We start from the raw sequence: 26,953 nt of genomic DNA, 5'->3' as shown, positions 1-26,953 counted from the left end.
AGAAGCCCATGCCCGCTCCCGCCCGGTTCATCGACGTCCACATCGTGCAGTCCGTCCCGTTCGCCAACCTCAACAGGGACGACACGAACTCCGTGAAGACCGTGCAGTACGGCAACACCCTGCGTACCCGCGTCAGCAGCCAGTCCTGGAAGCGCGCCACCCGCGAGGTCTTTCAGGAGCGGATCGGCCAGGCGGCCCTGCGCACCCGGCGCATCGGCGAGCGCGTCACCCAGGAACTGGAAGGGCGCGGCTGGCCCCCGGCGCTCGCGCAGCGCGCCGGGGGCCACGCGGCGGCCGCCAGCAGCATCAAGTTCGAGCTGGCCAAGGACCCGGCCGACAACAAGCAGTTCCTGCCCAACACGGTGCTGACCAACGCGATGGTGTACGTGCCGGAGGCGGCGGTCGCCGAACTGGCCGATCTCGCCGAGCAGCACCGCCAGGAGCTGGAGAGCGCCAAGGACATCAAGAAGCCCGCCGACAAGAGCGTGCTGCCCAAGGACGCGGTCGAGGCCGTGCTGCGCTCGCGCAACGGCGTCATCAACCTCTTCGGCCGGATGCTCGCCGAGGTCGACGACGCGGGTGTCGACGGCGCCGTCCAGGTCGCCCACGCCATGACCACCCACGAGACGGACGTCGAACTGGACTACTTCAGCGCCGTCGACGACATCACCGCCGCCTGGAAGGACTCCACCGGCAGCGGCCACATGGGGCACACCGAGTTCAGCGCGGGCACCTTCTACCGGTACGCCACCGTCGACCTGCGTGATCTCGCCACGAACATCGGCGGCGAGGTGCGGGCCGCACGCGAACTAATCGCAGCGTTCCTGGCCTCCTACATCGAGTCGCTGCCGCAGGCGAAGAAGAACTCCACCGCCCCGCACACCATCCCCGACCTCGTCCACATCTCGGTGCGCTCCGACCGCCCGCTGTCCTATGCGGCCGCGTTCGAAAAGCCCGTCCGCGCGGGCGCTCCGGGCGGCTTCGGAGAGGTGTCCCGCGCCGAACTCGCCACGTACGCGCAGGCCGCGAACACCCTGCTCGGCACCGGACGCATCGTGACCTCCGGCTGGGCCAGCCTGGAGACCAAGGACCTGACCGGCCTGGGCACCCGCCATGAGTCCTTCGACGACCTCATCACCGCCGCCCTGGACGCCGCCCTGCACCCGGCCCACGACGGGGCGGCGGCGTGACCCACACACCTGCCCGGCCTGCCCCCGAGCCCGGACTGCTGCTGCGACTGAGCGGGCCTCTGCAGTCCTGGGGCGAACGCAGTCACTTCAACGAACGCGACACCGCCCGCTTCCCGACCCGTTCCGGCATCATCGGGATGCTCGCCGCCGCGCTGGGGCGACGCCGCGGTGAACCGGTCGACGACCTCGCCCGGCTCTCGCTGACCGTGCGCACCGACCGGCCCGGCATCCTCCTGCGTGACCTGCACACCGTCGGCGGCGGCCTGCCCGCCAAAGCCACCGTCACCACCGCCGAGGGCAAGAAGCGCCCCGGGACCACCGGCACCCTGCTCACTCACCGCACCTACCTCGCCGACGCGGCCTTCACCATCGCCCTCACCAGCACCCCCGACGACAGGCCCCTGCTCGATCAGGCGGCCCAGGCCCTGAACACCCCGTGCTGGCCCCTTTTCCTCGGCCGCCGCTCGTGCCCGCCCGAAGGCCCCCTCCTGCTGGGCGCCTCCGAAGACGCCCTGCACCACCTGGTGCACCTGCCGCTCGCCGCCCATCCCGGCCGCGGGCAGCAGGACACCGAATTCCTCGCGGACCGCCCCCTGAACCGTCTTCCGTACGGGACGGCCACCCCGGTCGGCGCGGACGGCACACACCCTTCCGGCGAGGTCAACGACCAGCCGCTCTCCTTCGACCCACGCCGCCGCTCCTACCGTGCCCGGCCCCTGTACCGGCGCAGCCTGCGCCTCCCCACAGAGCAGTACGCCGGACTGGGCACCGAGCACGTCCAGGCACTGGGCGCCTACCTGCGCCAGCACCTGAACCAGCCGGAAGGGAGCCACCGTTGAGCATCTGGCTGACCCGCATCGTCCCCGACCTGCGCTCACGCGACGCCCGCCGCGACCTCACCGGCACCGCGACAGCCGTCGGCCTGCACCGCCGCCTGATGGCCCTGTTCCCCCAGGACGCCGGGCCCGACCCGCGCGCCCAATTCGGCGTCCTGTTCCGCATCGAGGACACCACCACCGGACCGCACGTCCTCCTGCAGAGCACCCACGAACCCGACCTCACCCGCCTGCCCGACGGCTACGGCACCTCCCTCAGCCGACCCCTGGACCCCCTCCTGGACGCCCTGGAACCCGGCCTGACGGTGCGCTACCGCTGCGTAGCCAGCCCCGTCCGCAAACCCGGAGCCACCACCCGCGAGGTCTACAACCTGCCCGCCGTCGTCCCGCTCAGCGGCGCCGCCGCCGACGAATGGTGGCTGCGCCAGGCCGACACCGCCGGACTCAAATCCCTCACCCACCACGCCCAGCCCCTGGACCCAGCCCAAGGGACACGCGGCCCGCACACCCCGGGCAAGGAACAACGCGTCCGCCACGCCCGCACCCGCTTCGACGGCTCCGCGATCATCAACGACCCCGACCTCCTCCGCCAGAAGATCACCGAAGGCATCGGCCGCGGCAAGGCATACGGCTGCGGCCTCCTCAGCATCGCCCCCGCCAAGGCCCTGTGATGACCGACCCAACCACCCACCCCACCGGCCCGCCGCGCGCCAATGCCCGACGGAAACTCGCCGCGCCCACCGTCGCCATGCTGCCCCGCATCGCCGACTCCCTGTCCTTCCTCTACCTCGACATCGTCCGCATCCACCAGGACGACACCGGCGTCTGCGCGGAAGTAACCAGCGAACGCCACGGCACCGAAACCGTCTACCTGCCCACCGCTGCCCTCAGTTGCGTCCTCCTCGGCCCCGGCACATCCATCACCGCCCGCGCCCTGGCCACCTTCGCCCGGCACGGCACCACCGTCCTGGTCACCGGCTCCGGCGGCGTCCGCTGCTACGCCGCCACCCTGCCCGACTCCCTCACCACCACCTGGCTCGAACGCCAGACCCGCGCCTGGGCCGACGACACCAGACGCCTTGCCGTCGCCGGCGCGATGTATGAGAAACGCTTCGGAACCGGCACAGCGCCAGCGGGCAGCACCCTGGCCCAACTCCGCGGCCTGGAAGGCCAACGCGTCAAAGCCCACTACCGGCTGCTCGCCCAGCAATACAAGATCGGCCGCTTCCGCCGCGCCTACGACCCCGACTCCTGGGACACCCAGGACCCGGTCAACCTTGCCCTGTCCTCCGCGAACACCTGCCTCTACGGCATCGTCCACGCCGCCATCCTGGCCCTCGGCTGCTCCCCGGCCCTCGGCTTTGTCCACAACGGCAACCAGCAGGCCTTCGTCTACGACATCGCCGACCTCTACAAGGCAGACCTGACCATCCCCCTGGCCTTCTCCCTGCACGCCTCGACCAACCCCGAAGCCGAAGCACGTCGTTCCTTCCGAGACGGCCTGCGCCTGTTCAAACTGCTGCCCCGCATCGTCACTGACGTGCAGATACTCCTGGACCCCGAAGCCCAACTGGATATCCCAGACCCCGAAGAGCAACTCGTCGACCTCTGGGACCCCATCGCAGGAGCGATCCCCGGCGGCATCAACCACGGAGAGGGCCCATGACCGCCCGGCCGGAGGGACACAGCCCATGGCATCCATGATCGTGCTCTCCGCCACAGCCGTCCCCGACCACCTTCGCGGAGCCCTCTCCCGCTGGCTTCTGGAAGTCACCCCCGAGCTGTACATCGGTACGGTCTCGGCCCGCGTACGCGAGGAACTCTGGGCCTCCGTGACGGCGTGCGCAGACGACGGCACGGCTGTCCTGGCCTACCCGAGCGACAACGAACAGGGCTTCGAACTCCGCACCGCGGGGACGCAGCGCCGCCGCCCGGCGGACTTCGACGGGCTGACCTTGATCGCCTTCCGCCGAGAGAGTAAAGAAGATGCAAACCTCGTCTAACGGTCCAGGTCGGGAAGGGTGCTCTCCGCGCGAGCGGAGGTGAACCGTGGCTCAGGCCCCGGGCGTACTGCCAGGTGTGGTGCTCTCCGCGCGAGCGGAGGTGAACCGTACGTCGTCGCTCTGCGCTTCGCGTCCGTGGAGTGCTCTCCGCGCGAGCGGAGGTGAACCGCCCCTACTCGCGCCCCCGGTTTCCTAGGCCAAGTGCTCTCCGCGCGAGCGGAGGTGAACCGCGGTCAGCCGCGACCGCATCGCGGTACTCGCCGTGCTCTCCGCGCGAGCGGAGGTGAACCGGCGTCGAGGACTGGCACAGATGGCTGGTCTGGGTGCTCTCCGCGCGAGCGGAGGTGAACCGGGCTGACCTCGCTGGAGTCAGCGGCCGTGGAGGTGCTCTCCGCGCGAGCGGAGGTGAACCGCGGTCGGTGTATGGGCCACCGGCTCACGATGCGTGCTCTCCGCGCGAGCGGAGGTGAACCGTTTCGTCGGCAAAGCGCTCAAAGCCTGCGGGAGTGCTCTCCGCGCGAGCGGAGGTGAACCGAACTCGCCGGGCTCCGCGTCATGGTGCAGCACGTGCTCTCCGCGCGAGCGGAGGTGAACCGGCTGGGCTGTTCTCGGCGTGGCCGGACTGGGCGTGCTCTCCGCGCGAGCGGAGGTGAACCGTTCAACCCCTGGCGGTGGGACCGGGACAACGGGTGCTCTCCGCGCGAGCGGAGGTGAACCGGAACCCCGCCATGAACCCCCCGACCCGTATCGGTGCTCTCCGCGCGAGCGGAGGTGAACCGGCCGAGGCCGCCGCGTTGGCCAGCTGTGCGCAGTGCTCTCCGCGCGAGCGGAGGTGAACCGTCGTCGACGGGCACGCAGTGGTATTCCGTGCCGTGCTCTCCGCGCGAGCGGAGGTGAACCGGGCATCGGGGTGGGCGCCCGCCCCATCGCCGTGTGCTCTCCGCGCGAGCGGAGGTGAACCGCTCTCTTCCCACCGCTCCGGCCAGTTCGCCGGGTGCTCTCCGCGCGAGCGGAGGTGAACCGGCGCTCGGCGGTGCGGGCTAACTCCCCGACCCGTGCTCTCCGCGCGAGCGGAGGTGAACCGAGCCGTCCGCCCTCCTCCACGACCTCCGTCGGGTGCTCTCCGCGCGAGCGGAGGTGAACCCGGTCCCAGAGCCAGCGGGGCGCGTGCCCGGTCGTGCTCTCCGCGCGAGCGGAGGTGAACCGCGCTGGTACGGCTCCGGCCTGCGTCCCCGTCCGTGCTCTCCGCGCGAGCGGAGGTGAACCGTCGCGGCCGCCGGGGTCGACGTACCCGAGGCCGTGCTCTCCGCGCGAGCGGAGGTGAACCGTCGCGGCCGCCGGGGTCGACGTACCCGAGGCCGTGCTCTCCGCGCGAGCGGAGGTGAACCGGCGCCCCCGACACCCCAGATTCGCCAGAAAGGGTGCTCTCCGCGCGAGCGGAGGTGAACCGTCCGTCCCTACATTGGACCCCGGGGTGATCGAGTGCTCTCCGCGCGAGCGGAGGTGAACCGGCGGTCCAGGAGCCCGCGCTTCTTCCCGCCCGGTGCTCTCCGCGCGAGCGGAGGTGAACCGGAGATGGACATCAGCTTCGGGCGGGTGCGGCAGTGCTCTCCGCGCGAGCGGAGGTGAACCGCGTCTCCCAGACCGCCCGTGGCGGCCCTTACGGTGCTCTCCGCGCGAGCGGAGGTGAACCGCTAGCCCTAGTTAGCCCTCACGTCTAGCCCTAGTGCTCTCCGCGCGAGCGGAGGTGAACCGGCGGTCCAGGAGCCCGCGCTTCTTCCCGCCCGGTGCTCTCCGCGCGAGCGGAGGTGAACCGGAGATGGACATCAGCTTCGGGCGGGTGCGGCAGTGCTCTCCGCGCGAGCGGAGGTGAACCGCGTCTCCCAGACCGCCCGTGGCGGCCCTTACGGTGCTCTCCGCGCGAGCGGAGGTGAACCGCTAGCCCTAGTTAGCCCTCACGTCTAGCCCTAGTGCTCTCCGCGCGAGCGGAGGTGAACCGGCGGTCCAGGAGCCCGCGCTTCTTCCCGCCCGGTGCTCTCCGCGCGAGCGGAGGTGAACCGGAGATGGACATCAGCTTCGGGCGGGTGCGGCAGTGCTCTCCGCGCGAGCGGAGGTGAACCGCGTCTCCCAGACCGCCCGTGGCGGCCCTTACGGTGCTCTCCGCGCGAGCGGAGGTGAACCGCTAGCCCTAGTTAGCCCTCACGTCTAGCCCTAGTGCTCTCCGCGCGAGCGGAGGTGAACCGGCTCGGTACGGGACGCCGTAGTGCATGGCGGCGTGCTCTCCGCGCGAGCGGAGGTGAACCGTCCGGTGCGTTGGTGCTGAACTCGTCGAGGAAGTGCTCTCCGCGCGAGCGGAGGTGAACCGGCCCTCAGGGGCCTGGCACGACGCGGGTTGCTGTGCTCTCCGCGCGAGCGGAGGTGAACCGCTGGCGGTGTGGGCGTGCGTGAACCTGGTGGCGTGCTCTCCGCGCGAGCGGAGGTGAACCGCCGTTCTCCAGCAGGGCCTGCATGAACACGTTGTGCTCTCCGCGCGAGCGGAGGTGAACCGGAGCCCCAACCCCCCCCGTAGGGCAGGGGGGTTGTGCTCTCCGCGCGAGCGGAGGTGAACCGTCCCAAAGGTGCGGGTCTCCCGCAGGGCGGGCGTGCTCTCCGCGCGAGCGGAGGTGAACCGCGCGACCTGGTAGATCAGGCGGATCAGTACTCGTGCTCTCCGCGCGAGCGGAGGTGAACCGATCAGGCCGAGCGTGTCGCCGACCATGGAAGCGTGCTCTCCGCGCGAGCGGAGGTGAACCGTCGCTGATCAGCCAGAGGAGTGCGGCCAGGGCGTGCTCTCCGCGCGAGCGGAGGTGAACCGCAGCATCACACGCTCCTGACCCGGGCTTTACGGTGCTCTCCGCGCGAGCGGAGGTGAACCGAACGACGAGGGCCGGAAGCTGACGCCCAAGCAGTGCTCTCCGCGCGAGCGGAGGTGAACCGGCGAGGTACTCGCCGATGCTCATGCCGCTGAGGTGCTCTCCGCGCGAGCGGAGGTGAACCGCGAACCCCCGACCGTTGTATGGGGACCGTACAGTGCTCTCCGCGCGAGCGGAGGTGAACCGGGGCAGGGAGGGGACCTCGTCCCAGCGCAGCCGTGCTCTCCGCGCGAGCGGAGGTGAACCGACGGCGTTACCGAGATCATCAGCATGAGTCAGGTGCTCTCCGCGTGAGCGGAGGTGAACCGACGCTCCAGTACCGGGCGATGCAGAAGTTGGGGTGCTCTCCGCGCGAGCGGAGGTGAACCGTCCCGGACGGGGGCGACGCAGGCATGAGCAAGGTGCTCTCCGCGCGAGCGGAGGTGAACCGCCGCGCAGGACGAGCACGAGGTGAACGGCACAGTGCTCTCCGCGCGAGCGGAGGTGAACCGGTCCACGCCCACCACGTGCTGCTGCGCGCCGCGTGCTCTCCGCGCGAGCGGAGGTGAACCGATCTTGTCCGGCGGCAGCAGACGCCCGGTGTGGTGCTCTCCGCGCGAGAGGAGGTGAACCGGTCCACGCCCACCACGTGCTGCTGCGCGCCGCGTGCTCTCCGCGCGAGCGGAGGTGAACCGAAGTACGCGTCCGTCATCCGGCAGATCGACGGGTGCTCTCCGCGTGAGCGGAGGTGAACCGCGGCCGAGGATGGACTTGGCGCACCGCTGTGCGTGCTCTCCGCGCGAGCGGAGGTGAACCGGAGGTTCCATGACCGCACAGCACGCGGACGGCGTGCTGTACCGCGGTGACGAGGCGGGCAAACCACCTGGGCGTCGGTGCCGGTTCGATCGATCCTTCGGTGAGATTTTCTCCAGGGAGAGTGGTCCAGCCGGTAGACCGGCATTTCTGTCCGAGCGCTGTTTGCGGAAAGTGGTCCCTGCAATTCGAGGCGGACTGCAAGGTCGCGGGGTGGGACGATCTGCCCGCCGTCGGGCGGGCTCCAGGAGGGAGCTGCTGGCGTCGATCAGGTTCCAGGTCGGAATGAATCCGGCGGTGCCCGAGCGGCGTGATTCTGGCATCAAGCGGCAGCCTGTCCGTGGAGATATTCCGACCCGGCTCAGCCTGGGGCTCTGAATTCGGGCGACGACGCACCCGGAAATGCCTTCATGTGTCACCGACGCATATGCCCACGTGAAGCAAGTCACAGCCGTTGTCCACACGTTGGACGCCCTCGGGTCGGACTGGTGGGGTCGCTGCCGTCGGCCAGATCTGCACGGCGTAGCAGCCCTCGCCGAGGTTCGCTGGGAGTCTGACGGGATCAGACGCTCGTGGGTGCTGCGCCGGAAGGTTAAGCCGCGGCTACGTAGACACGGGTGAACGTCAGATGGTTACGCGGCCGTCAAAGTAGCCTCGGGCGTGGCCATCCTGCATGTTCGCGCAGGTGACAGCTCTCTGGTGATTCTCCGTGCCGTAGTGCACCGGGACCGCGCTGCGCGGCGCGAGCCGGGCGAGTGCTTCGGCGGCGCGGGAGGGGTTCAGATGGCCGTGGCCGAGGTAGGGGCCCCAGCCGCCGACCGGCAGCAGCGCCACGTCCACCTCGCCGACCTCCGCCGCCATGCCGTCGAAGAGGCCGGTGTCGCCCGCGAAGTAGGTGCGGGCCTCACCGCTCACCACGAAACCAAGGGCGGGGGAGAGGTGCGGTCCCACCGGCAGCCGCCGTCCGTCGTGCAGCGCGGAGACCACGCGTACGACGAGGTCGCCGATCCGGACCTCGTCGCCCGGCACGACCTCGGTGAAGCGCAGCTGGGGCAGTCTGCGGGCCAGTCCTGGCACCGAGCGCGCGGTCCCGCGCGGGACCAGCGCACGCGTGCCGGGCGTGAGCCGGGCGAGCGACGGTACGTGCAGATGATCGGCGTGCAGATGCGAAAGGAGCACGACGTCGGCGACGGCGGCGCCCGGCGGTGGCGGTGCGCCCCTGCGGCGCCGCAGATGTGCCAGGCGGCGCGCGAACAGGGGGTCGGTCAGTACGCGGACGCCCGAGTCCTCGACCGTGCAGGTGGCGTGGCCCCACCATGTGACCTCGACGGGCACCCGGTTCCTCCTTCGTGCGACTGTCTCCGAGCCTACGGCCAGGAGTAGTGTCCGTGGCTGACGCAGAGGTGAGCAGAGGTGAGGGGGACACCATGGAAGACGCCGCGGGCATCGGCATCGGCACGGGCGCCGGAACCGGTTCCGGCACCGGCGTCGCCGTGGTGCGGGTCGCGGCGATCGCCAGCCTGACGCCCCTGGAGGAGCTCGAGGCCGACCCCTTCCTCGTCGACTCCCGCAGCCAGCACGCGATGTGCGCGCGGTGGGCCGCCGAACGGGGCTACGTGGTCACGCGCGAACTCGTCGTACGAGGACTGCGCGCCGACCACGTCGTGCTGTGGGGGGACGTCGAGGCGGGACTCGTGGACCTCTTCGTCGTACCGAGCCGACGCGTCCTGGAACGGGCGCTGCGCTCTGCCGACGAGTTCACCGCGGAGTGTGCGCGGCGGGGGGTGCGGGTGGAGACGGCGGGGCTCGCGGAGCCCGCGTACGACTCGGAGATGAAGGCGCATGTGCATCGGCGGCTTTCCATGCCTACGGCGGGGTACGACGGGCGATAGCTCTCCGCGGGGTGGGTTTTCCCTCTGCGAGGTGGCTGCGGTTCGTGGGGCCGGTCCCTCATCGCCGCCCGCCCGGTCATGCCCCTCGACCGCGGCGACCGCCCCCCCCGTGCCTGCTGCCCGCGACTGCCCTGCCCCGCCCCGCTCCACAGCGACGGCCCGACCGCAAACCCCCGCCGCTCCGCGACGCCTTTCCCCACCCACCCGCCCGGTCATGCCCCTCGGCACCGCTGCCTCCCTCTGCACCGCTCCGCGGCGACCGGCCCCCCCCCGTGGCTGCTGCCCGCAGCCGGGCCTCTCCCACAATCCCGCCGCTCCGCGGCGCTTTCCCCCACCCACTCGCCCCGCCATGCCCCTCCGGTGCGGAGTGTTGGGTGGGCGGGTGGGGAAGATCCGCCGCGGAGCGGTGGTTTGTTCAGGGGACCGGGGGCCGGGGGCCGGGGGCCGGGGGCCGGGGGCCGGAGGGCGGAGGGATCCGGGGCGAGGGCAGAGGGAGGGGGCTGGGAGGGTGTGGGAGGGTGGTGTCCGGTTCGGGTGGAAACGTGAGGTGGCACGGCGTGACGCAAGGGCGATGGCGCAGAATCGGCAGCACGCTCTGGCGCGTGGTGGCCGTATGGGCCGTCAGCACGCTGACGATGCTCGTACTCGCCGGCATCCTGCCGGACTTCAAGCTCCAGTCGGACGACGGCGACAGCGCCACCCGCATCGCCGTCACCGCGGCCCTCGGCGCCGGCGCCTTCGGTGTGCTCTCGGCCGTCGTGTGGCCGCTCCTCGTGCGTGCCCTGCTCCTCGTACCCGCCCTCGTGCTCGGGCTGCTCGCCTTCTTCCTCAACGGGTCCCTGCTGCTCATCGCCCTGCGGCTGATCCCCGAGGGACGGGGCGAGGTCGGTGCGGAGACCGCCGTCGTCGTGGCCGCCGTGATGTCCGCCGTCGCGTCCGCCACCGGCGGCGCGCTCGCCGTCCGGGACGACGACGCCTACCGGCGCCGCCTCTACCGGCTCTCCGACCGGCGGCGCAGGCGGAACAGCGGCCGTGACGACCAGGACGGCGGCGGGCCCGTCACGCCCGGCACCGTGTTCATCCAGCTCGACGGCGTCGGCCACGACGTCCTGCGCGACGCGGTCGACAAGGGCCTCATGCCGACCGTCGCGGACTGGCTGGGCGAGGGGAAGCGCGGCGCCACGCACCGGCTCACTCCCTGGCGTACCGACTGGTCAAGCCAGACCGGCGCCAGCCAGCTCGGCATCCTGCACGGTTCCAACCACGACGTGCCCGCCTTCCGGTGGTACGAGAAGGACACCGGCGAGGTCATGGTCAGCAACCGGCCCGCCTCCGCCGTGGAGCTGCAGCGCCGCGCCATCGAACGCACCGGTGACGGCGGACTCCTCACCGTGGACGGCGCGAGCCGCGGCAACCTCTTCAGCGGGGGCGCCGAGCAACTTGCGCTCGTGCTGTCCATGGCGGCCAGGCGCGGCAAGGAGAACCGGTCGCGGGCCGGGTACTTCGCGTACTTCTCCGACCCCGCCAACGCCGTACGCACCGCGCTCTCCTTCGTCGCCGAGGTCTTCAGGGAGATCGGGGAGTCGACGCGGGCCCGCGTGAAACGGCGGCGGCCGCGCATCGGCCGCGGCGGGCTCTATCCGTTCATCCGCGCCTTCGCGACCGTCGTCGAGCGGGACGTCGTGGTCGCCGCCGTCATAGGGGACATGCTCGCAGGGCGCAGCGCGGTCTACGCCGACCTGGTCGCCTACGACGAGGTGGCGCACCACTCCGGGCCCACGGGACCCGACGTGGAGAAGGTGCTCGCGCGCCTGGACCGGTCGCTCGCGCTGCTCGCGCAGGTCGCCGAGCACGCCCCCCGCGCGTACCGGATCGTGCTGCTCTCCGATCACGGGCAGAGCCCGGGCGAGACGTTCCGCGCGCGGTACGGGCTGACCCTCGGCGACCTGGTGCGGGCGGGCTGCGGGCTGCCCGTGCCGCGCAGGGCGCAGCGCACGCACAGCGGCGCCGAGGCCAGGGCGTCGGTGCGGGCCGCGCTGCGCCGCCCGGTGGAGGAGGGCGCCGACGAGCGGCGTCCCGCGCGCCGGGCCGAGCCGATCGTGCTGGCATCGGGCAATCTCGGCCTGGTCTCCTTCCCCGACGTGCCGCACCGCATGACCCGCGAGGAGATCGACCGGCGGCATCCCGCGCTGCTGCCCACGCTCGCCAACCATCCGGGCATCGGCTTCCTGCTCGTACGCAGTGCGGAGCGCGGTCCCGTGGTGCTCGGGGCGCGCGGCGTCGAGGTGTATCTGGCCGAGGAGCCCGCGGAGCTCGGGCCGCTCGCCGATTTCGGGCCCGGCGCCATGGAGGCCGTACGGCGTACCGACGGCTTTCCGCACACCGCCGACATCATGGTCAACTCCTGGTACGACCCGGCGGAGGGCGAGGTGCTCGCCTTCGAGGAGCAGATCGGCTCGCACGGCGGGCTCGGCGGGGCGCAGGCCAGGCCGTTCCTGCTGTCGCCGCTCGCGCTGTCCGAACCGGTGGCGCCGGGGCAGGAGCTGGTCGGTGCCGAGCAGGTCCACCACGTACTGCGGTGCTGGCTCGGCGAGGAGCTGGGGCCGGAGGTTCCGGTGGGCGACGCGGGTGCGGTACGCGCGGAGAACCCGCAGGTCACGGCGCGGGAAGCCGTCGCGGAGGCTGCGGTTCCGGTGGATGATTCCCGGCCGAATGCCGCTGGCGGCACAGCATTTGCGGCCGCCGACGCCGCCGGGCAGGACAAAACACACTGATTTGGTGGAGCGTCCGCCGTGCCCGACCATGGCTTCCGCTCGGCGATCCCGGGCACCGGGCACGACGAGAGGCGCACCACCCCATGCACGACACCGGAACCGCAGCACCGTCGGCTCCGGCCCCTGACCAGTCAGAAGGCCAGGAAGCGCAGAGCAGGCACGCCCGGCGCTTCGGGCTTCCGATCGCCACCTGCCTCGTCATGGGCAACATCATCGGCGGCGGCATCTTCCTGCTCCCGGCCTCCGTCGCCCCGTTCGGCACCATCAGCCTGGTCGCCTTCGCCGTCCTGACGGCGGGCGCCATCGCGCTGGCCCTGGTCTTCGGGCGCCTCGCGGAACGCGACCCGCGCACCGGCGGACCCTATGTGTACGCACGGGCGGCCTTTGGCGACTTCGCGGGCTTCCTGGCCGCCTGGTCGTACTGGATCACCACCTGGGTGTCGAACGCGGCGCTCGCCGTCGCGGCCGTCGGGTACCTGAACGTCCTGATCCCCGTCAACGACCACAAGTGGTCCGCCTGCCTGGCCGCGCTCGTGCTGCAACTCCTGCCCGCGCTCGCCAACTTCGCGGGCACCCGCTACGTCGGCGCGGTCCAGCTGGTGGCGACCGTACTGAAGTTCCTGCCGCTGCTGCTCGTCGCGGTCGGCGGGCTCTTCTTCTTCGACAGCGCCAACCTCGGGCCCTTCCAGGCGAGCGACGACAGCCCGATGGGGGCCGTTTCGGCGGCCGCCGCGATCCTGCTCTTCTCCTACCTGGGCGTCGAGTCGGCGGCCGTCAGCGCGGGCGAGGTCCGCGATCCGCGCCGCAACGTCGGGCGCGCCACCATCCTGGGCACCCTCGGCGCCGCCGTCGTCTATCTGCTCGGCACCCTCGCCGTGTTCGGGACGGTCGCCCACGACAAGCTGATCACGTCCACCGCGCCCTTCTCGGACGCCGTCGACGTCATGTTCGGCGGCTCCTGGGGCGGCACCGCGGTCGCCTTCGCCGCGCTGATCTCCATGGTGGGCGCCCTCAACGGCTGGACGCTGCTCAGCGCCCAGACGCCGTACGCGGCCGCCAAGGACGGGCTCTTCCCCGCCGCGTTCGGCAGGAAGAAGCGCGGCGTGCCGACCGTCGGCGTCCTGGTCACCGTCGTCCTCGCCTCGCTGCTCACCGTCTACAACTACACGGCGGGCTCGTCGGGCGTCTTCGAGTCGCTCGTCCTGATCACCACATTCACGGCGACCGTGCCGTACCTGCTCGCCACCGTCGCGCAGATCTACTTCCTCGTCTCCGGGCAGCGCGAGCGCGTCAACCGCGGGCGTCTGGTGCGGGACGCGGTGCTCGCCGGTGCCGCGTTCGCCTTCGCGATGTGGCTCGTCGCGGGGTCGGGTTACGCGGCCGTCTACCAGGGCGTGCTGTTCCTCTTCGTGGGCGTGCTCGTCTACGCGTGGATGGCGGCCCGCAAGCAGCGGGCCGCCACCTCGAACGACTGACCTCCGGTGAACGACTGACCTCTGGTGCCGGTGGTCGCGCCTACCTCGCCAGCGGCGCGACGACCCAGCGCTGCGTGCGGAACATGCTGTCCCGCTGGCCGATCTCGATGAGCTTGCGGGCCGCGGGGTACGCCTCGTTGCCCTCGACCTCGTAGCCGACCTCGAACGTGCCGGGCACGTCCTTGACCTCGGGCTGACGCTGCTGCGCCGCGCCCTGTCCGCTCTCGCCCGCGGTGACCGCCGCGAGCTCGGCGAGCAGCTTGCGCTGCGCCGCGTCGAGCGCCTTGCGCGGGTCGCGCTCCAGCGGCGCGGCCGTCGCCTTGCCGCCCTTGGGCGGTGGCGGCGAGACCTCCGTGCTCGGCTCGCGCGTGACGCCGGTGGCCTGGCGCGTGGCGATCTGCGACTGGACGACGGTGCCGTCGTTGTCCAGGCCGACCCGGATCAGGCCGCGCCCGGGGGTGATGACGGGCACGCCGTCGAAGACCTGCCGGAACGTCACGTGCGTCTGCAGGGACACCGGGCGCCCGACCTCGGAGCCGTCCTTGGTGCCGGAGTTCTGCATCAGGTCGTGCACGCTGTCGACGACGAGCTCGGCGCCCTCGGCGTACTGCTCGGCGAAGGTGCGCGCCGCCTGGATCGCCCGGTCGGTGGGCAGCTGCTGGGTGTTGCGGTGGTTGGGCTCGGCGAGCTTGACCCAGCGGCTGGCACCGGGGGCGGTGGAGATGACGCGGTCGCCGGAGGTCGCGCTGATGACGCCCTGCCGTTCGACCTGCACCTCCTGCAGCGCGGCCGTCGGGAACCCGGCCTGCCGGCCGAGTGCGGTGAGTTCCGCGCTCGGGTCGCGGGGCGCGAGCTGGACGATCTGCTGGGGCCCGGGGAGCTGGGTGAGCGGTTCCCTGACGCCTTCGCGCGCGTAGTACCAGCGCCATGCGTACCAGGTGTCCGGCACGTGGTCGCGGTAGAAGTTGCGTTCGGTGTTGAGCCGGTTGACGGCCTCGGCCTGGGTGGTGCCGACAGCGGCGACCGAGGGTGCCTGCCCGTGGTAGATGTCCCAGCTGGCGTTCAGCCAGGCGTCGCAGTACGTCTGCCCGGCCCGCCACTTCTCCCAGAACTTCTTGCCGTAGTCGCCGCTGTCGATGCTGGTGGTCTCGAACCCGAAGATCATCCGGAAGCCGATGTTGGGACCGGCCCAGGTGCGGATCGGGGAGTGGCCGCCGGTGACCTTGAGCGAGTCACAGGTCGACCAGAAGACGTAGTTGACCTTCTCGTTGCCGAGGGCCATCCGGTTGGAGATCGCGTCGCTGCGGCCGTCCCAGACGGCGCCGAGTGGCGCGAAGAAGACGCCGTTGCCGTCCATGCCGCCGTGCCCCGAGTGGTACACGGCGCACACCGCGTCCATGCCGTAGCGGTCCTGCCAGTTGTCGTACGTCTCTTCGTACGCCCACACCTGCGCGCCGCCGTCGGCGAACCAGAAGTTGCGGTCGTAGAACTGCTGGAGGTACGCCAGCCAGCCGGTGGCATCCTCGTGCGTGTGGTAGAGCGTCGCCTGGTTGACGAACTTCTGGATGCTGAAGGCACCCCACCAGCCGAAGGTCGAGTCGCGGTCGCCCGCCGCACCGGGCTTCTCCGGTTCGAGCGGAGAAGGACCGCGGTCCGAATAGTTCATGCGCATGGCCATACCCCCTGAGAGGATCTCCTCGTTCCGTGCGCGAGGGGGCCAAAAAAGTGTCACCTTCGACGCGCCTTGCCCAGTTGTCATTCCAGCCATAGGGCGCCTGCCACAGGTGTGTTCCCGCACCTCGGAGGCACCTTTGGCGCTTGGGTCGACACAACTTGTTCGTATCGGCCGACGCGTACCTGCGCGCCCCGCTCGAACACCTCCGGGCGCCCGCTCCGCCCCGCGCGGCCCGTTTTCATCCGGAGTGTGATCGGATGGTGGCCACGCAAGTTCCGATCACGGAACCGCACTGAAGGGAACTGCATCGTGGCAACCACGCGCTCCGCGCACACGGTCTGGGAAGGCTCGCTGACGGAGGGTTCGGGCACCGTCACCTTCGACTCCTCGGGCATCGGGGAGCAGGCGGTGTCCTGGCCGTCGCGCGCCGAGGAGGCGAACGGCAAGACCAGCCCGGAGGAGCTGATCGCGGCCGCGCACTCCAGCTGCTTCTCCATGGCCCTGTCGCACGGCCTGACCGGTGCGGGCACCCCGCCCACCCGGCTCACCACCTCCGCCGACGTGACCTTCCAGCCGGGCACCGGCATCACCGGCATCCACCTCACCGTCGAGGGCACCGTGCCGGGTCTCGACGAGGCCGCCTTCACCTCGGCAGCCGAGGACGCCAAGGCCAACTGCCCGGTGAGCCAGGCGCTCACGGGTACGACCATCACGCTTTCGGCCAAGTTGGCCTGACGCGACGCCTGTCGGCGATGCCGCCGTCCCGATCGGGGCGGCGGCATCGCCATGTCCGGGGGTTGACAAGAGCCCGCTCAAGTTTTGTGATGGAGGACGGAGTAGACCTGGATTCGGGGGACTTGGGCTCGCGGCGGAAGGGACTGGACCATGGCACGTGCGGTCGGGATCGATCTCGGGACGACGAACTCAGTGGTGGCCGTGCTGGAGGGCGGTGAGCCCACCGTCGTCGTCAACGCGGAGGGCGCGCGCACCACGCCGTCGGTCGTGGCGTTCGCGAAGAGCGGCGACGTTCTGGTGGGCGAGGTCGCCAAGCGGCAGGCGGTCACGAACGTGGAGCGGACCGCGCGCTCCGTCAAACGCCACATGGGCGACGGCGGTTGGCGCTTCCCGGAGAGCGGCTCCGTGGACGGCACCCGCTACACCGCGCAGGAGCTGTCCGCGCGCGTCCTGCAGAAGCTCAAGCGCGACGCCGAGTCCTACCTGGGGGAAGACGTCACCGACGCGGTGGTCACCGTGCCCGCGTACTTCGACGACACCCAACGCCAGGCCACCAAGGAGGCCGGTGAGATCGCGGGCCTGAAGGTCCTGCGCATCATCAACGAGCCGACGGCCGCGGCCCTCGCGTACGGCCTGGACAAGGGCGACGACCAGACCGTGCTCGTCTTCGACCTCGGCGGCGGCACCTTCGACGTCTCCCTCCTGGAGATGGGCGACGGCGTCATCGAGGTCAAGGCCACCAACGGCGACACCCAGCTCGGCGGCGACGACTGGGACCAGCGGATCGTCGAGCACCTGGTGCGGCAGTTCAAGAACGGCCACGGCGTGGACCTCGCCAAGGACAAGATGGCGCTCCAACGCCTGCGCGAGGGCGCGGAGAAGGCGAAGATCGAGCTGTCCTCGTCGAGCGAGACGGACATCAACCTGCCCTACATCACCGCATCCGCGGACGGACCGCTGCACCTGGCCGAAAAACTGACGCGCGCTCAGTTCCAGGAGCTCACCTCGGACTTGCTCGACCGCTGCAAGCAGCCCTTCCACCAGGCGGTCAAGGACGCGGGCGTCAAGCTGTCCGCGGTCGACCACGTGATCCTGGTGGGCGGCTCCACGCGGATGCCCGCGGTGAGCGAGCTGGTCAGGGAGCTCACCGGCAAGGACCCGCACAAGGGCGTCAACCCCGACGAGGTGGTGGCACTCGGCGCGGCCTTGCAGGCCGGGGTGATCCGCGGCGACGTGAAGGACGTGCTGCTGCTCGACGTGACCCCGCTGTCCCTGGGCATCGAGACCAAGGGCGGCATCATGACCAAGCTCATCGAGCGCAACACCACGATCCCCACCAAGCGTTCGGAGACCTTCTCGACCGCCGAGGACAACCAGCCGTCGGTGGGCATCCAGGTCTTCCAGGGCGAGCGGGAGATCGCCGCGTACAACAAGAAGCTCGGCGTCTTCGACCTCACCGGACTGCCGCCCGCCCCGCGCGGCGTCCCCAAGATCGAGGTCACCTTCGACATCGACGCCAACGGAATCATGCACGTGTCCGCGAAGGACGAGGCCACCGGGCGCGAGCAGCGCATGACGGTGACCGGCGGTTCCGCGCTGCCCAAGGACGACATCAACCGCATGGTCCGCGAGGCCGAGGAACACGCGGAGGAGGACCGCAGGCGCCGCGAGGCCGCGGAGACCCGCAACCAGGCGGAGCAGCTCGTCTACCAGACCGAACGCTTCCTGCGCGACAACGAAGAGCGGATCCCCGCCGACACGAAGACCGAAGTGGAGGCGGCCGCGGCGGAGTTGAAGGACCTCCTGAAGAACCGGGCGGAGGACACCGCGGCCCTGCGCACGGGCGCCGAGAAGCTCGCCTCGGTCAGCCAGAAGATGGGCCAGGCGATGTACGCGAACTCTGGCGGGGGCGCCTCGCAAGAACGGACAGCCTCGGAGCCCGCGGCCGAGGAGGGCGTGGTGGACGCGGAGATCGTGGACGAGGACGACAAGAACGAGAAGGGCGGGGCGTAGGGGGGCGCCCCGTAAGGGGCGCGGGGCCGTGACATGTGCGGCTCCGCCGCGTGGGCGCGCTCAGCCACGAAGCACCCGCAGGCGACGCGTCATGAACCGGTCCGCTCCCACCCCCGCCGGTCCGGACGAGCCCCCACCCGCTTGGGGTCCCGGCTCCGATACACCACATACGGCCGAAAGAGATACTGCACCGGCGCGCTGAACATGTGGATCAGCCGAGTGAAGGGCAGCAGCGCGAACAGCAGGAGCCCGATCACCGCGTGGATCTGGAAGGTGAGCGGGACGCCCACCATCAGGTCCACGTCCGGCTGCAGAGTGAAGAGGCTGCGGGCCCAAGGCGCGATCGTCTCACGGTAGTTGTAGCCCTCGTCGAGGCCGGAGTTGGTGAGCTTGGCCCACATGCCCATGACGATCGCCGCGAGCAGCACGACGTACATCACCTTGTCGTTCGCGGTGGTCGCGCGGAAGACCGGCGCCTTGGTGCGGCGCCGGTAGAGCAGCATCAGGATGCCGAGCACGGCGAGCGCGCCCGCCGCCGTGCCGCCCCACAGCGACAGCTTGTGGTACGTGCTCTCGGTCAGGCCGACCTTGTCCGTCCACGACTCCGGCACGAACAGGCCCATGAGGTGGCCCACGAGCACGAAGAGGATGCCGTAGTGGAACATCGGCGAGGCGATGTTGAGGAGCTTGGACTCGTAGACCTGCGAGGAGCGGGTTGTCCAGCCGAACTTGTCGTAGCGGTAGCGCCAGACGACGCCCGCGACGAGCAGGACGAAGGCGACGTAGGGGAGTGCGCCCCAGAGCAGGGTCTTCATGCGGGTCGCTCCCCGATGAGTGCGAAGGGTTCCATGCCGCCGAACGGTTCGAGTCCGACGTCCTCGCGCGGCGGCCCCGAGCGGGCCAGGGCAAGCGCCTCGGCGCGGTCCTTGGGCGAGGGCCCGGGCAGCGAGGCGCAGACGGCGTCGAGGACGGCGGCGTACGGCGTACCGAAGTCGGTCAGGGCCAGGCGGAGCAGTTCGATGCCGCTGCGGTTCTCCGTGAGGAGCACCGGGCCCGCGTGCGCGGAGAACTCCAGGACCGCGGGCAGGAAGTCCGGCAGCTCCTCGCCGCTGAACTCCAGGCCGTGCTCGCGGTACACCTCCTTGAAGCGCACCAGGGCCATGCCGCGCCGCCGGGTGTCGCCGTCCCGCCACCAGCTCAGATAGAGGCTGTGCCGGTTCTTGAAGTCGAAGACCTGGACGTAGTGCGCGGCCAGTTCGCGCTGCCCGGTCGCCTCCGCGTGGTCCAGGAAGCCGGTCAGTTCCGCGGGGGCCGCCGCCCTCAGCAGCGGCAGGCGCGCGCGGAACTCGTCGTCGGGGTAGGCCAGGCAGAGCGCCGCCGCCTGGTAAAGGACCGCGTGGCGCGTCACTTGTCGTCCTCCCTGGCCGCGTGGGCCTCCTCGGTCGCGCTCGGCTGTTCGTCGGCGGTCTGCCTGGCCCGCAGCGCGTGGAAGTTCTCGATGGTGACCAGCGGCAGCTGCTTGCGTCCCGAGTCCTGACCGAAGGGGCCCTCGCCGCCCATCCCTGGCCCGTCCTCGTAGTCGAGGCTGCACGAGTCGGGCAGCGCCGACTCCTCCAGGCGCCGGGCGTCGCCGACCGCGGCGGTGGGGATGACGTACCGGTCCTCGTACTTGGCGATGGCGAGCAGCCGGTACATCTTCTCGATCTCCTGCGCCGACATGCCCACCGACCGCGCGACCGAACTGTCCGGCAGGTCACCGAGGTTGATGGACCGCATGTGCGCCCGCATCGCCGCGAGCTTCTCCAGCGAGGACCGCACCGGGCCGACGTCACCGGCCGTGAAGATCTCCGCGAGGTATTCGAGGGGGATGCGCAGGGTGTCGATCGCGCCGAAGAGGTTGTCCAGGTCCTCGCCGTCGTGGCCGGTCTCGCTCAGCGCGTCCACCACGGGGGAGAGCGGCGGGATGTACCAGACCATCGGCATCGTGCGGTACTCCGGATGGAGAGGGAGCGCCACCTTGTACTTGCTGATCAGCGCGTGCACGGGGGAGCGGCGGGCCGCCTCCAGCCAGTCGTACGAGATCCCGCAGCGTTCGGCGTCGCGGCGCACCTCCGGGTCGTCGGGGTCGAGGAAGACGCCCAACTGCGCCTCGTACAGCTTGTGTTCGTCGGGCTCGGAGGCCGCCTCCGTCACCTTGTCGGGGTCGTAGAGGATCACCCCGAGGTAGCGCAGGCGCCCCACGCAGGTCTCGGAGCAGACGGTGGGCAGGCCCACCTCGACGCGTGGGTAGCACATCGTGCACTTCTCGGCCTTGCCGGTGCGGTGGTTGAAGTAGACCTTCTTGTACGGGCAGCCCGTCACGCACTTGCGCCAGCCGCGGCAGTGGTCCTGGTCGACCAGGACGATGCCGTCCTCCTCGCGCTTGTACATCGCGCCCGACGGGCAGGACGCCACGCACGCCGGGTTCAGGCAGTGCTCGCAGATCCGCGGCAGATAGAACATGAAGGTCTGCTCGAAGGCGAACTTCACCTTGTCGGCAGCCTGTTGGCGGGTCTTGGCGACCATCGGGTCGAGGTCGCCGTGCTCGGTGGCGCCGCCGAGGTTGTCGTCCCAGTTCGACGACCACTCGATCTTCATCGGCTTGCCGGAGATCAGCGAGCGCGGCTCGGCCACCGGGTAGTCGTCGCCGAGCGGGGCGTCGGTGAGGTTCTTGTACTCGTACGTCCAGGGCTCGTAGTAGTCCTTGATCTCCGGCAGTTTGGGGTTGGAGAAGATTTCGAGGAGGGACTTGACGCGGCCGCCGTTCTTCAGCTTGAGGGCGCCGCGCTTGTTCAGCTCCCAGCCGCCGCGCCACTTCTCCTGGTCCTCGTAGCGGCGCGGATAGCCCTGTCCCGGGCGGGTCTCGACGTTGTTGAACCAGACGTATTCCATGCCGTCGCGGTTGGTCCACGCCTGCTTGCAGGTGACCGAGCAGGTGTGACACCCGATGCACTTGTCGAGGTTCATCACCATCGCGATCTGTGCCATCACACGTCGTTGAGTGGCTTCGCCACGCGGCATCAGTACTGCACCTCCTGGCTGCGGCGGCGGATGACCGTCACCTCGTCGCGCTGGTTGCCCGTCGGGCCCAGGTAGTTGAACGCCCATGACAACTGCGCGTATCCGCCGATGAGATGGGACGGCTTGAGGATGAGCCGGGTCAGCGAGTTGTGGATGCCGCCGCGTTTGCCGGTGGTCTCCGTCTTGGGGACGTTCACCGTGCGTTCCTGCGCGTGGTGCATGTAGACCGTGCCCGCGGGCATCCGGTGCGAGACGATGGCGCGCGCCACCACCACGCCGTTCCTGTTGACCGCCTCGATCCAGTCGTTGTCCTTGACGCCGATCGACTCCGCGTCCTGCGGCGCCATCCAGATGCACTGGCCGCCGCGCGACAGGGAGAGCATGAACAGGTTGTCCTGGTACTCGGAGTGGATCGACCACTTGTTGTGCGGCGTGAGGTAACGGACCGTCACTTCCTTCTCGCCGTCAGGGCCGAGGCGTGGCTCGCCGAAGAGCCGGTTCATGTCCAGGGGCGGCCGGTAGACGGGCATCGCCTCGCCCAGTTCGTGCATCCAGTCGTGGTCGATGAAGAAGTGCTGCCGTCCGGTGAGGGTGTGCCAGGGTTTGAGGTGTTCGGTGTTGAGCGTGAAGGCGGTGTAGCGGCGCCCGCCGGATTCGCTGCCGCTCCATTCCGGTGAGGTGATCACGGGGACGGGGGCGGCCTGTGTGTCGGCGTAGGTGATGCGTTTGCCCTCGTGTTCGGCGGCGAGGTGTGCCATCTCCTGGCCCGTGCGCGCCTCAAGGGTGTGGAAGCCCTGGGTGGCGAGGCGCCCGTTGGTCGTGCCGGACAGGGCGAGGATGGTGTTGGCGGCCTTCACCGCGGTGTCCAGGGCGGGCCGTCCGTCGGCGGGCCCGCCACGCACGACGCCGTTGCGCTCCTTGAGTTCCTCGACCTCTTGGTCGGGGTTGAAGGAGATGCCCTTGACCGGCAGTCCGAGCTTCTCCACGAGCGGCCCGAGCGAGGCGAACTTCGCGCCGATCGCGGTGTAGTCGCGCTCCACGACCGCCAGGTTCGGCATGGTCTTGCCGGGGATCGCCTCGCACTCGCCCTTGCGCCAGTCGAGGACGACCCCGCCGGGCTGCGCGGTCTCCCCGGGGGTGTCGTGCTGGAGCGCGGTGGCGACGACGTCCTTGCGTACGCCGAGGTGGTCGACCGAAAGCTCGCTCAGCCGGTCCGCGATCACGCGGAAGGTGTCGAAGTCGGTGCGGGCCTGCCAGGGCGGGTCGACGGCCGGGGTGAAGGAGTGCACGTAGGGGTGCATGTCCGTGGTCGACAGGTCGTGCTTCTCGTACCAGGTGGCCGCGGGGAGCACCACGTCGGAGAGCAGCGTCGACGACGTCTGGCGGAAGTCGAGCGAGACGAGCAGGTCGAGCTTGCCCTCGGGGGCCTCCTCGCGCCAAGTCACCGTCGAGGGGCGCTCGTTCGGGGCCGCCTCCTCGGCGCGCAGCGAGGAGTGCGTGCCGAGCAGGTGCTTGGTGAAGTACTCGGCGCCCTTGGCGGAGGAGCCCAGCAGGTTGGCGCGCCACAGGGTGAGGACGCGCGGCCAGTTCTCCGGCGCGTCGGGGTCCTCGCAGGCGAACTTGAGGGTGCCCGCCTTGAGTTCGTCCACCACATTGGCGACCGGGTCGCTGGTGGTGTCGCCGAGTTCGAGGGAGTTGCGGTCGAACGTCGGGTACGACGGCATCCAGCCGGAGCGTGCCGAGAGGGCCAGGCAGTCGGCGCCGGTCATGCCCGTGAACCGGCCCTCGCCCAGCGGTGAGGCGAGGACGTCCGCCGCGAACTTGTCGTAGCGCCACTGGTCGGTGTTGAGGAACCAGTACGCGGCGCCGATCATCTGGCGCGGCGGCCTACTCCAGTCGTTCGCGCTCGCGAGCGTCGCCCAGCCGGTGGACGGACGGCACTTCTCCTGCCCCACGTAGTGCGCCCAGCCGCCGCCGTTGCGGCCCTGGCAGCCGGTGAGCTGGAGCAGCGCGAGGAAGGCGCGGTAGATGGTCTCGGAGTGGAACCAGTGGTTGGTCCCGGCGCCCATCAGGATCATGCACCGACCCTGCGACTTCTCCGCCGTCCGCGCGAACTCCCTGGCGATCTTCACGCACTTGGCGGCGGGCACGGACGTGTGCGCCTCCTGCCAGGCGGGCGTGCCGGGCGAGTCGGCGTCCTCGTACGACGCGGGCCACTGGCCGGGCAGCCCCTCGCGCGCCACGCCGTACTGCGCGAGCAGCAGGTCGAAGACCGTCGTGACGAGCGGCCCGTCCTGCCCGCCGAGCCGTGTGGCGGGAACGCCGCGGCGCACCACCTCGCCGCGGCCCTGACCGTGCGTGCCGCCCTCGGTGTCGAAGCGCGGAAGGAGCACCTCGGTGCCCGCCGCGACGTCGGAGCCGTGCAGGGTGAGCACCGGTTCGATGTCGCCCAGCTCAAGATTCCACTTGCCCTTGCCGGACTCGGTCCAGCGGAAGCCGAGCGAGCCGTTGGGGACGGCGGGCCGCCCGGTGTTCCCGTCGAGCACGGCCGTCTTCCACTCGCCGCCCTCCCCGTCCTCGCCGAGGTCGGTGGCGCGCAGGAACTTCGAAGGGACGTACGCGCCGTCGCGCTCGGTCAGCGTCACCAAGAAGGGCAGATCGGTGAACTTGCGTACGTAGTCCGTGAAGAAGTCCGTCTGCCGGTCGACGAAGAACTCCTTGAGGATCACGTGCCCCATCGCGATGGCGAGCGCCCCGTCGGTGCCCGGGTGCGGGTGCAGCCACTCGTCGGCGAACTTGGCGTTGTCGGCGTAGTCGGGCGCGACGACCACGACCTTCTGGCCGCGGTAGCGCGCCTCCGCCATCCAGTGCGCGTCGGGCGTCCGCGTCACCGGGACGTTCGAGCCCCACATCATCAGATACGCGGCGTCCCACCAGTCGCCCGACTCCGGCACGTCGGTCTGGTCACCGAACACCTGCGGCGAAGCCACCGGAAGATCCGCGTACCAGTCGTAGAAGGACAGCATGGGCGCGCCGATGAGCCCCATGAAGCGGGCGCCCGCCGCGTGCGACACCATCGACATCGCGGGGATGGGGGAGAAGCCCGCGACGCGGTCGGGGCCGTACGTCTTGATGGTGTGGACGTGCGCGGCCGCGATGATCTCGACGGCCTCGTCCCACGTCGCCCGCACCAGACCGCCCTTGCCGCGCGCCTGCTGGTAGGTCTTCCTGCGCTCCGGATCCCCCTGGATGTCCGCCCAGGCGAGCACCGGGTCCTTCAGGCGGGACTTCGCCTCGCGGTACATCTCCAGGAGCACGCCGCGCAGGTACGGGTAGCGGACGCGGGTGGGGGAGTACGTGTACCAGGAGAACGCGGCGCCCCTGGGGCAGCCGCGCGGCTCGTACTCGGGGCGGTCGGGGCCCACGCTCGGATAGTCCGTCTGCTGGGTCTCCCAGGTGATGATGCCGTCCTTGACGTACACCTTCCAGCGGCAGGAGCCGGTGCAGTTCACGCCGTGCGTGGAGTTCACGACCTTGTCGTGGCTCCAGCGGTCGCGGTAGAACGCGTCCGCGTCCCGGCCACCGGTGAGCCCGATGCTGTGCAGGTCGGGGGCGGTGGTGCCGCGCCGGAAGAACTTGCCCGCCCGCAACAGGGCGGCGGCGGGCTCGGTCGTCTCTGTCACCGTGGTGCTCCCTAGGTCTGCCTCTCAACCGAACCTAGGTGCGGGTGGTACGGAGTACCTGTCGGCAGCGTCCGTACGGGTTGCCGGGTTGCCGGGCTGCGGACCGCCGAGCCGCCCGGGCGATTACCCGGGACGTAATCGACCAGCCCCCGCGAGCCCGGGAGAGTGGTTCCACCGGATCCGGTCCGGCGCACTCCGGACCGGAGCCGGGTCCCTGAACCGCCCGTTCCCCTGTATGGAGGCCGATCCCTCATGTCCGCGTTCCAGCTCACCGCCCTGGCCCGCACCACTGACCCGCAGACGATGCTACGCCGCTTCCTCGCGCTCGACGCGGTCGTGACCGCGGGAAACGGGCTCGCCTACGCCGCCGCGTCAGGCCCTCTCGGGCGCTTCCTCGGCGTCGACTCGGGACTGCTGCTCACCCTCGGAGTCTTCCTGACCCTGTACGCCGCGGGTGTCGGCTTCCTCGCCGCGCGCAAGAGTCCGCCGGTACTGCCCGTCCGGGCGGTGATCGAGGTGAACGCGGCCTGGGCGGTGCTCAGCTTCGTCGCCCTCGCCCTGTGGCTCTCGCCCGGCGCGGCGGGCGCCGTGTGGATCCCGCTGCAGGCCGTGGCGGTGGGCGGTTTCGCGGCGCTCCAGTACGCGGCGCTGCGCGCCATCGGGGGCGCGCGCTAGGACATCATCGACTGGAGGTACTTCGATGTCGCCGGGTCGGCCGGGAGCAGCGTCTCGATGGCCAGCTCGGCGACCGTCACGTCCATGGGGGTGTTGAACGTCGAGATGGACGAGATGAAGGAGAGGATCTGCCCCTCGTGCTCGACGCGCAGGGGCAGCGCGAAGTACGGCACGTCGGTGTCGGCGTCGAAGGCGTCGACCCCCGGATCCGCCACCGGGTAGGCGGCCACCTCGTCGTACACGGCGCGCAGCGCGTCGGAGCGCTGCAGCGCGATCTGCCGCTCCATCTGGTGCAGCAGGTGCCCGCGCCACTCGCGCAGATTGCGGATGCGCGGGGCGAGGCCCTCCGGGTGGAGGGTGAGCCGCATCGCGTTCAGCGGCTGGGACGCGAGCAGGTGCTCGGGCAGGCCCCCGAGCAGCGTCGCGAGGCTGTGGTTCGCCGCGATCACGTCGTACGTCGCGTCGACGACCAGCGCCGGATACGGCTCGTAGCCGGTCAGGAGCCGGTCCAGGCTCTCGCGCAGCGCGCCCATCGACGGGTCGTCGAGCGGGGTCTCACGGAAGCGCGGCGCGTAACCGGCGGCCAGGAGCAGGGAGTTGCGGTCGCGCATCGGTACGTCGAGGTGGTCGGCGAGACGGAGCAGGAACTCCTCGCTCGGCCGCGACCTGCCGGTCTCCACGAAGCTGATGTGCCGCGCCGAGGAATCGGCGCGCAGGGCCAGTTCCAGCTGGCTGACGCGGCGGCGCTCGCGCCAGGCGCGCAGCAGGGGACCCACTCCAGCGGCGTTCCCCTGAGTGCTTCCCCGGGCATTCCCCTTGATGGACGCGGCGGTTGTCATACCTAGACGGTAGTCGAAGGCGGGTGTGGCAAGGTGAGCCGCAGACGTACGTCGTGCCGTAGGCCCGGACGACCAGGAAGGAAGCGTGGCTCATGACCCCCGAACCGCTTTCGCAGAAGGAGATCGAGGACCGGCTCGCCGAGCTGCCAGGATGGTCGCTCGACGGCGGCCGGATCGGCCGCTCGTACCGGCTCGGCTCGCACTTCGCGGCGGCCGCTCTGGTCGTGCACATCGCGCAGACCCAGGAAGAGCTCGGCCACCACTCCGACCTGACGCTCGGGTACAACACGGTCGCGCTGTCCGTGCACACGCACAGCGCGGGCGGCGCGCTCACCGATCTCGACTTCGAACTCGCCCGCAGGGTAGAGGCGTTGGCGCCCGGCCACGGCGCGGAATGAC

The 26,953-nt window shown here is 70.6% G+C and carries 19 protein-coding genes and 1 CRISPR repeat array; of the genes, 12 read left to right on the top strand and 7 right to left on the bottom strand.

Going from position 1 to position 26,953, the window contains the following annotated elements:
* Positions 1 to 8 precede the first annotated feature (8 nt).
* The 5 genes from cas7e to cas2e are packed head-to-tail and all read left to right on the top strand — an operon-like array spanning position 9 to position 4,029.
* Positions 9 to 1,190 carry a type I-E CRISPR-associated protein Cas7/Cse4/CasC gene (gene cas7e / locus CP970_RS05715; protein ID WP_055545860.1) on the top strand — a complete coding sequence of 394 codons (1,182 nt, stop codon included), beginning with the start codon at positions 9 to 11 and terminating at the stop codon, positions 1,188 to 1,190.
* Entirely contained in the window at positions 1,187 to 2,029 is an 843-nt protein-coding gene (gene cas5e, locus CP970_RS05710; protein ID WP_055545862.1) for a type I-E CRISPR-associated protein Cas5/CasD, read from the top strand. The genes cas7e and cas5e overlap by 4 nt, the downstream gene beginning before the upstream one ends.
* Positions 2,026 to 2,697: a type I-E CRISPR-associated protein Cas6/Cse3/CasE gene (cas6e, locus tag CP970_RS05705; protein ID WP_055545864.1), complete on the top strand. Its 672-nt coding sequence runs from the start codon at positions 2,026 to 2,028 to the stop codon at positions 2,695 to 2,697. The genes cas5e and cas6e overlap by 4 nt, the downstream gene beginning before the upstream one ends.
* Entirely contained in the window at positions 2,697 to 3,692 is a 996-nt protein-coding gene (gene cas1e, locus CP970_RS05700) for a type I-E CRISPR-associated endonuclease Cas1e (protein WP_055545866.1), read from the top strand. Before cas6e ends, cas1e begins: the two co-directional genes overlap by 1 nt.
* Positions 3,693 to 3,717: 25 nt before the next feature.
* On the top strand, positions 3,718 to 4,029 hold the full coding sequence (cas2e, locus tag CP970_RS05695; RefSeq protein ID WP_055545868.1) for a type I-E CRISPR-associated endoribonuclease Cas2e: 312 nt from the start codon (positions 3,718 to 3,720) through the stop codon (positions 4,027 to 4,029).
* Between the two features lie 18 nt (positions 4,030 to 4,047).
* A CRISPR array of direct repeats spans positions 4,048 to 7,737; the repeat unit is 29 nt; unit sequence GTGCTCTCCGCGCGAGCGGAGGTGAACCG.
* A gap of 620 nt (positions 7,738 to 8,357) precedes the next feature.
* On the opposite strand, the gene CP970_RS05690 is transcribed toward cas2e, so the two are convergent.
* On the bottom strand, positions 8,358 to 9,068 hold the full coding sequence (locus tag CP970_RS05690) for an MBL fold metallo-hydrolase (protein ID WP_079043377.1): 711 nt from the start codon (positions 9,066 to 9,068) through the stop codon (positions 8,358 to 8,360).
* Between the two features lie 92 nt (positions 9,069 to 9,160).
* On the opposite strand from CP970_RS05690, the gene CP970_RS05685 reads away from it, so the two are divergent.
* From CP970_RS05685 to CP970_RS05675, 3 genes are all read left to right on the top strand, one after another.
* Positions 9,161 to 9,625: a hypothetical protein gene (locus CP970_RS05685; RefSeq protein ID WP_107098893.1), complete on the top strand. Its 465-nt coding sequence runs from the start codon at positions 9,161 to 9,163 to the stop codon at positions 9,623 to 9,625.
* Between the two features lie 557 nt (positions 9,626 to 10,182).
* The gene (locus tag CP970_RS05680) at positions 10,183 to 12,399 is read left to right on the top strand and encodes a phage holin family protein (protein ID WP_191094875.1); all 2,217 of its coding nucleotides are present in this window, start codon (positions 10,183 to 10,185) and stop codon (positions 12,397 to 12,399) included.
* Between the two features lie 83 nt (positions 12,400 to 12,482).
* Complete coding sequence (locus CP970_RS05675; RefSeq protein ID WP_055555942.1) at positions 12,483 to 13,874, top strand: amino acid permease; 1,392 nt, start codon at positions 12,483 to 12,485, stop codon at positions 13,872 to 13,874.
* A gap of 40 nt (positions 13,875 to 13,914) precedes the next feature.
* On the opposite strand, the gene CP970_RS05670 is transcribed toward CP970_RS05675, so the two are convergent.
* The gene (locus tag CP970_RS05670) at positions 13,915 to 15,540 is read right to left on the bottom strand and encodes a DUF6345 domain-containing protein (protein ID WP_224058242.1); all 1,626 of its coding nucleotides are present in this window, start codon (positions 15,538 to 15,540) and stop codon (positions 13,915 to 13,917) included.
* Positions 15,541 to 15,858: 318 nt separating this feature from the next.
* On the opposite strand from CP970_RS05670, the gene CP970_RS05665 reads away from it, so the two are divergent.
* Together CP970_RS05665 and dnaK are read left to right on the top strand one after the other, a co-directional pair.
* On the top strand, positions 15,859 to 16,284 hold the full coding sequence (locus CP970_RS05665; protein WP_055555944.1) for an OsmC family protein: 426 nt from the start codon (positions 15,859 to 15,861) through the stop codon (positions 16,282 to 16,284).
* 150 nt (positions 16,285 to 16,434) lie between these two features.
* Positions 16,435 to 18,297 (top strand): molecular chaperone DnaK, encoded by a 1,863-nt coding sequence (gene dnaK, locus CP970_RS05660; RefSeq protein ID WP_150493019.1) that lies wholly within the window; start codon positions 16,435 to 16,437, stop codon positions 18,295 to 18,297.
* A gap of 89 nt (positions 18,298 to 18,386) precedes the next feature.
* Here the strand turns inward: dnaK and narI are convergent, their stop codons facing one another.
* The 4 genes from narI to CP970_RS05640 are packed head-to-tail and all read right to left on the bottom strand — an operon-like array spanning position 18,387 to position 25,040.
* Positions 18,387 to 19,112, bottom strand: coding sequence for a respiratory nitrate reductase subunit gamma (gene narI / locus CP970_RS05655; protein ID WP_150493017.1), 726 nt, complete (start codon positions 19,110 to 19,112; stop codon positions 18,387 to 18,389).
* Positions 19,109 to 19,705 carry a nitrate reductase molybdenum cofactor assembly chaperone gene (narJ, locus tag CP970_RS05650; RefSeq protein WP_055554403.1) on the bottom strand — a complete coding sequence of 199 codons (597 nt, stop codon included), beginning with the start codon at positions 19,703 to 19,705 and terminating at the stop codon, positions 19,109 to 19,111. Before narJ ends, narI begins: the two co-directional genes overlap by 4 nt.
* Positions 19,702 to 21,324 carry a nitrate reductase subunit beta gene (narH, locus tag CP970_RS05645; RefSeq protein ID WP_107099086.1) on the bottom strand — a complete coding sequence of 541 codons (1,623 nt, stop codon included), beginning with the start codon at positions 21,322 to 21,324 and terminating at the stop codon, positions 19,702 to 19,704. The genes narJ and narH overlap by 4 nt, the downstream gene beginning before the upstream one ends.
* A gap of 32 nt (positions 21,325 to 21,356) precedes the next feature.
* Positions 21,357 to 25,040 (bottom strand): nitrate reductase subunit alpha, encoded by a 3,684-nt coding sequence (locus CP970_RS05640; protein WP_055554400.1) that lies wholly within the window; start codon positions 25,038 to 25,040, stop codon positions 21,357 to 21,359.
* A gap of 252 nt (positions 25,041 to 25,292) precedes the next feature.
* Here CP970_RS05640 and CP970_RS05635 point away from each other — a divergent pair, with 252 nt between their 5' ends.
* Entirely contained in the window at positions 25,293 to 25,715 is a 423-nt protein-coding gene (locus CP970_RS05635; RefSeq protein ID WP_055554399.1) for a hypothetical protein, read from the top strand.
* Here the strand turns inward: CP970_RS05635 and CP970_RS05630 are convergent.
* A complete protein-coding gene (locus CP970_RS05630; RefSeq protein ID WP_055554398.1) occupies positions 25,712 to 26,554 on the bottom strand; it encodes a helix-turn-helix domain-containing protein in 843 nt (280 codons plus the stop codon). The genes CP970_RS05635 and CP970_RS05630 overlap by 4 nt on opposite strands.
* Positions 26,555 to 26,646: 92 nt before the next feature.
* Here CP970_RS05630 and CP970_RS05625 point away from each other — a divergent pair, with 92 nt between their 5' ends.
* The gene (locus CP970_RS05625; RefSeq protein ID WP_055554396.1) at positions 26,647 to 26,952 is read left to right on the top strand and encodes a 4a-hydroxytetrahydrobiopterin dehydratase; all 306 of its coding nucleotides are present in this window, start codon (positions 26,647 to 26,649) and stop codon (positions 26,950 to 26,952) included.
* Position 26,953: the final 1 nt, after the last annotated feature.

Origin of the sequence: Streptomyces kanamyceticus (assembly GCF_008704495.1) — a bacterium.
Lineage (GTDB): Bacteria > Actinomycetota > Actinomycetes > Streptomycetales > Streptomycetaceae > Streptomyces > Streptomyces kanamyceticus.
The sequence above is the reverse complement of the archived record's forward strand: the minus strand, read 5'-3'. Positions and strand labels throughout refer to the sequence as shown.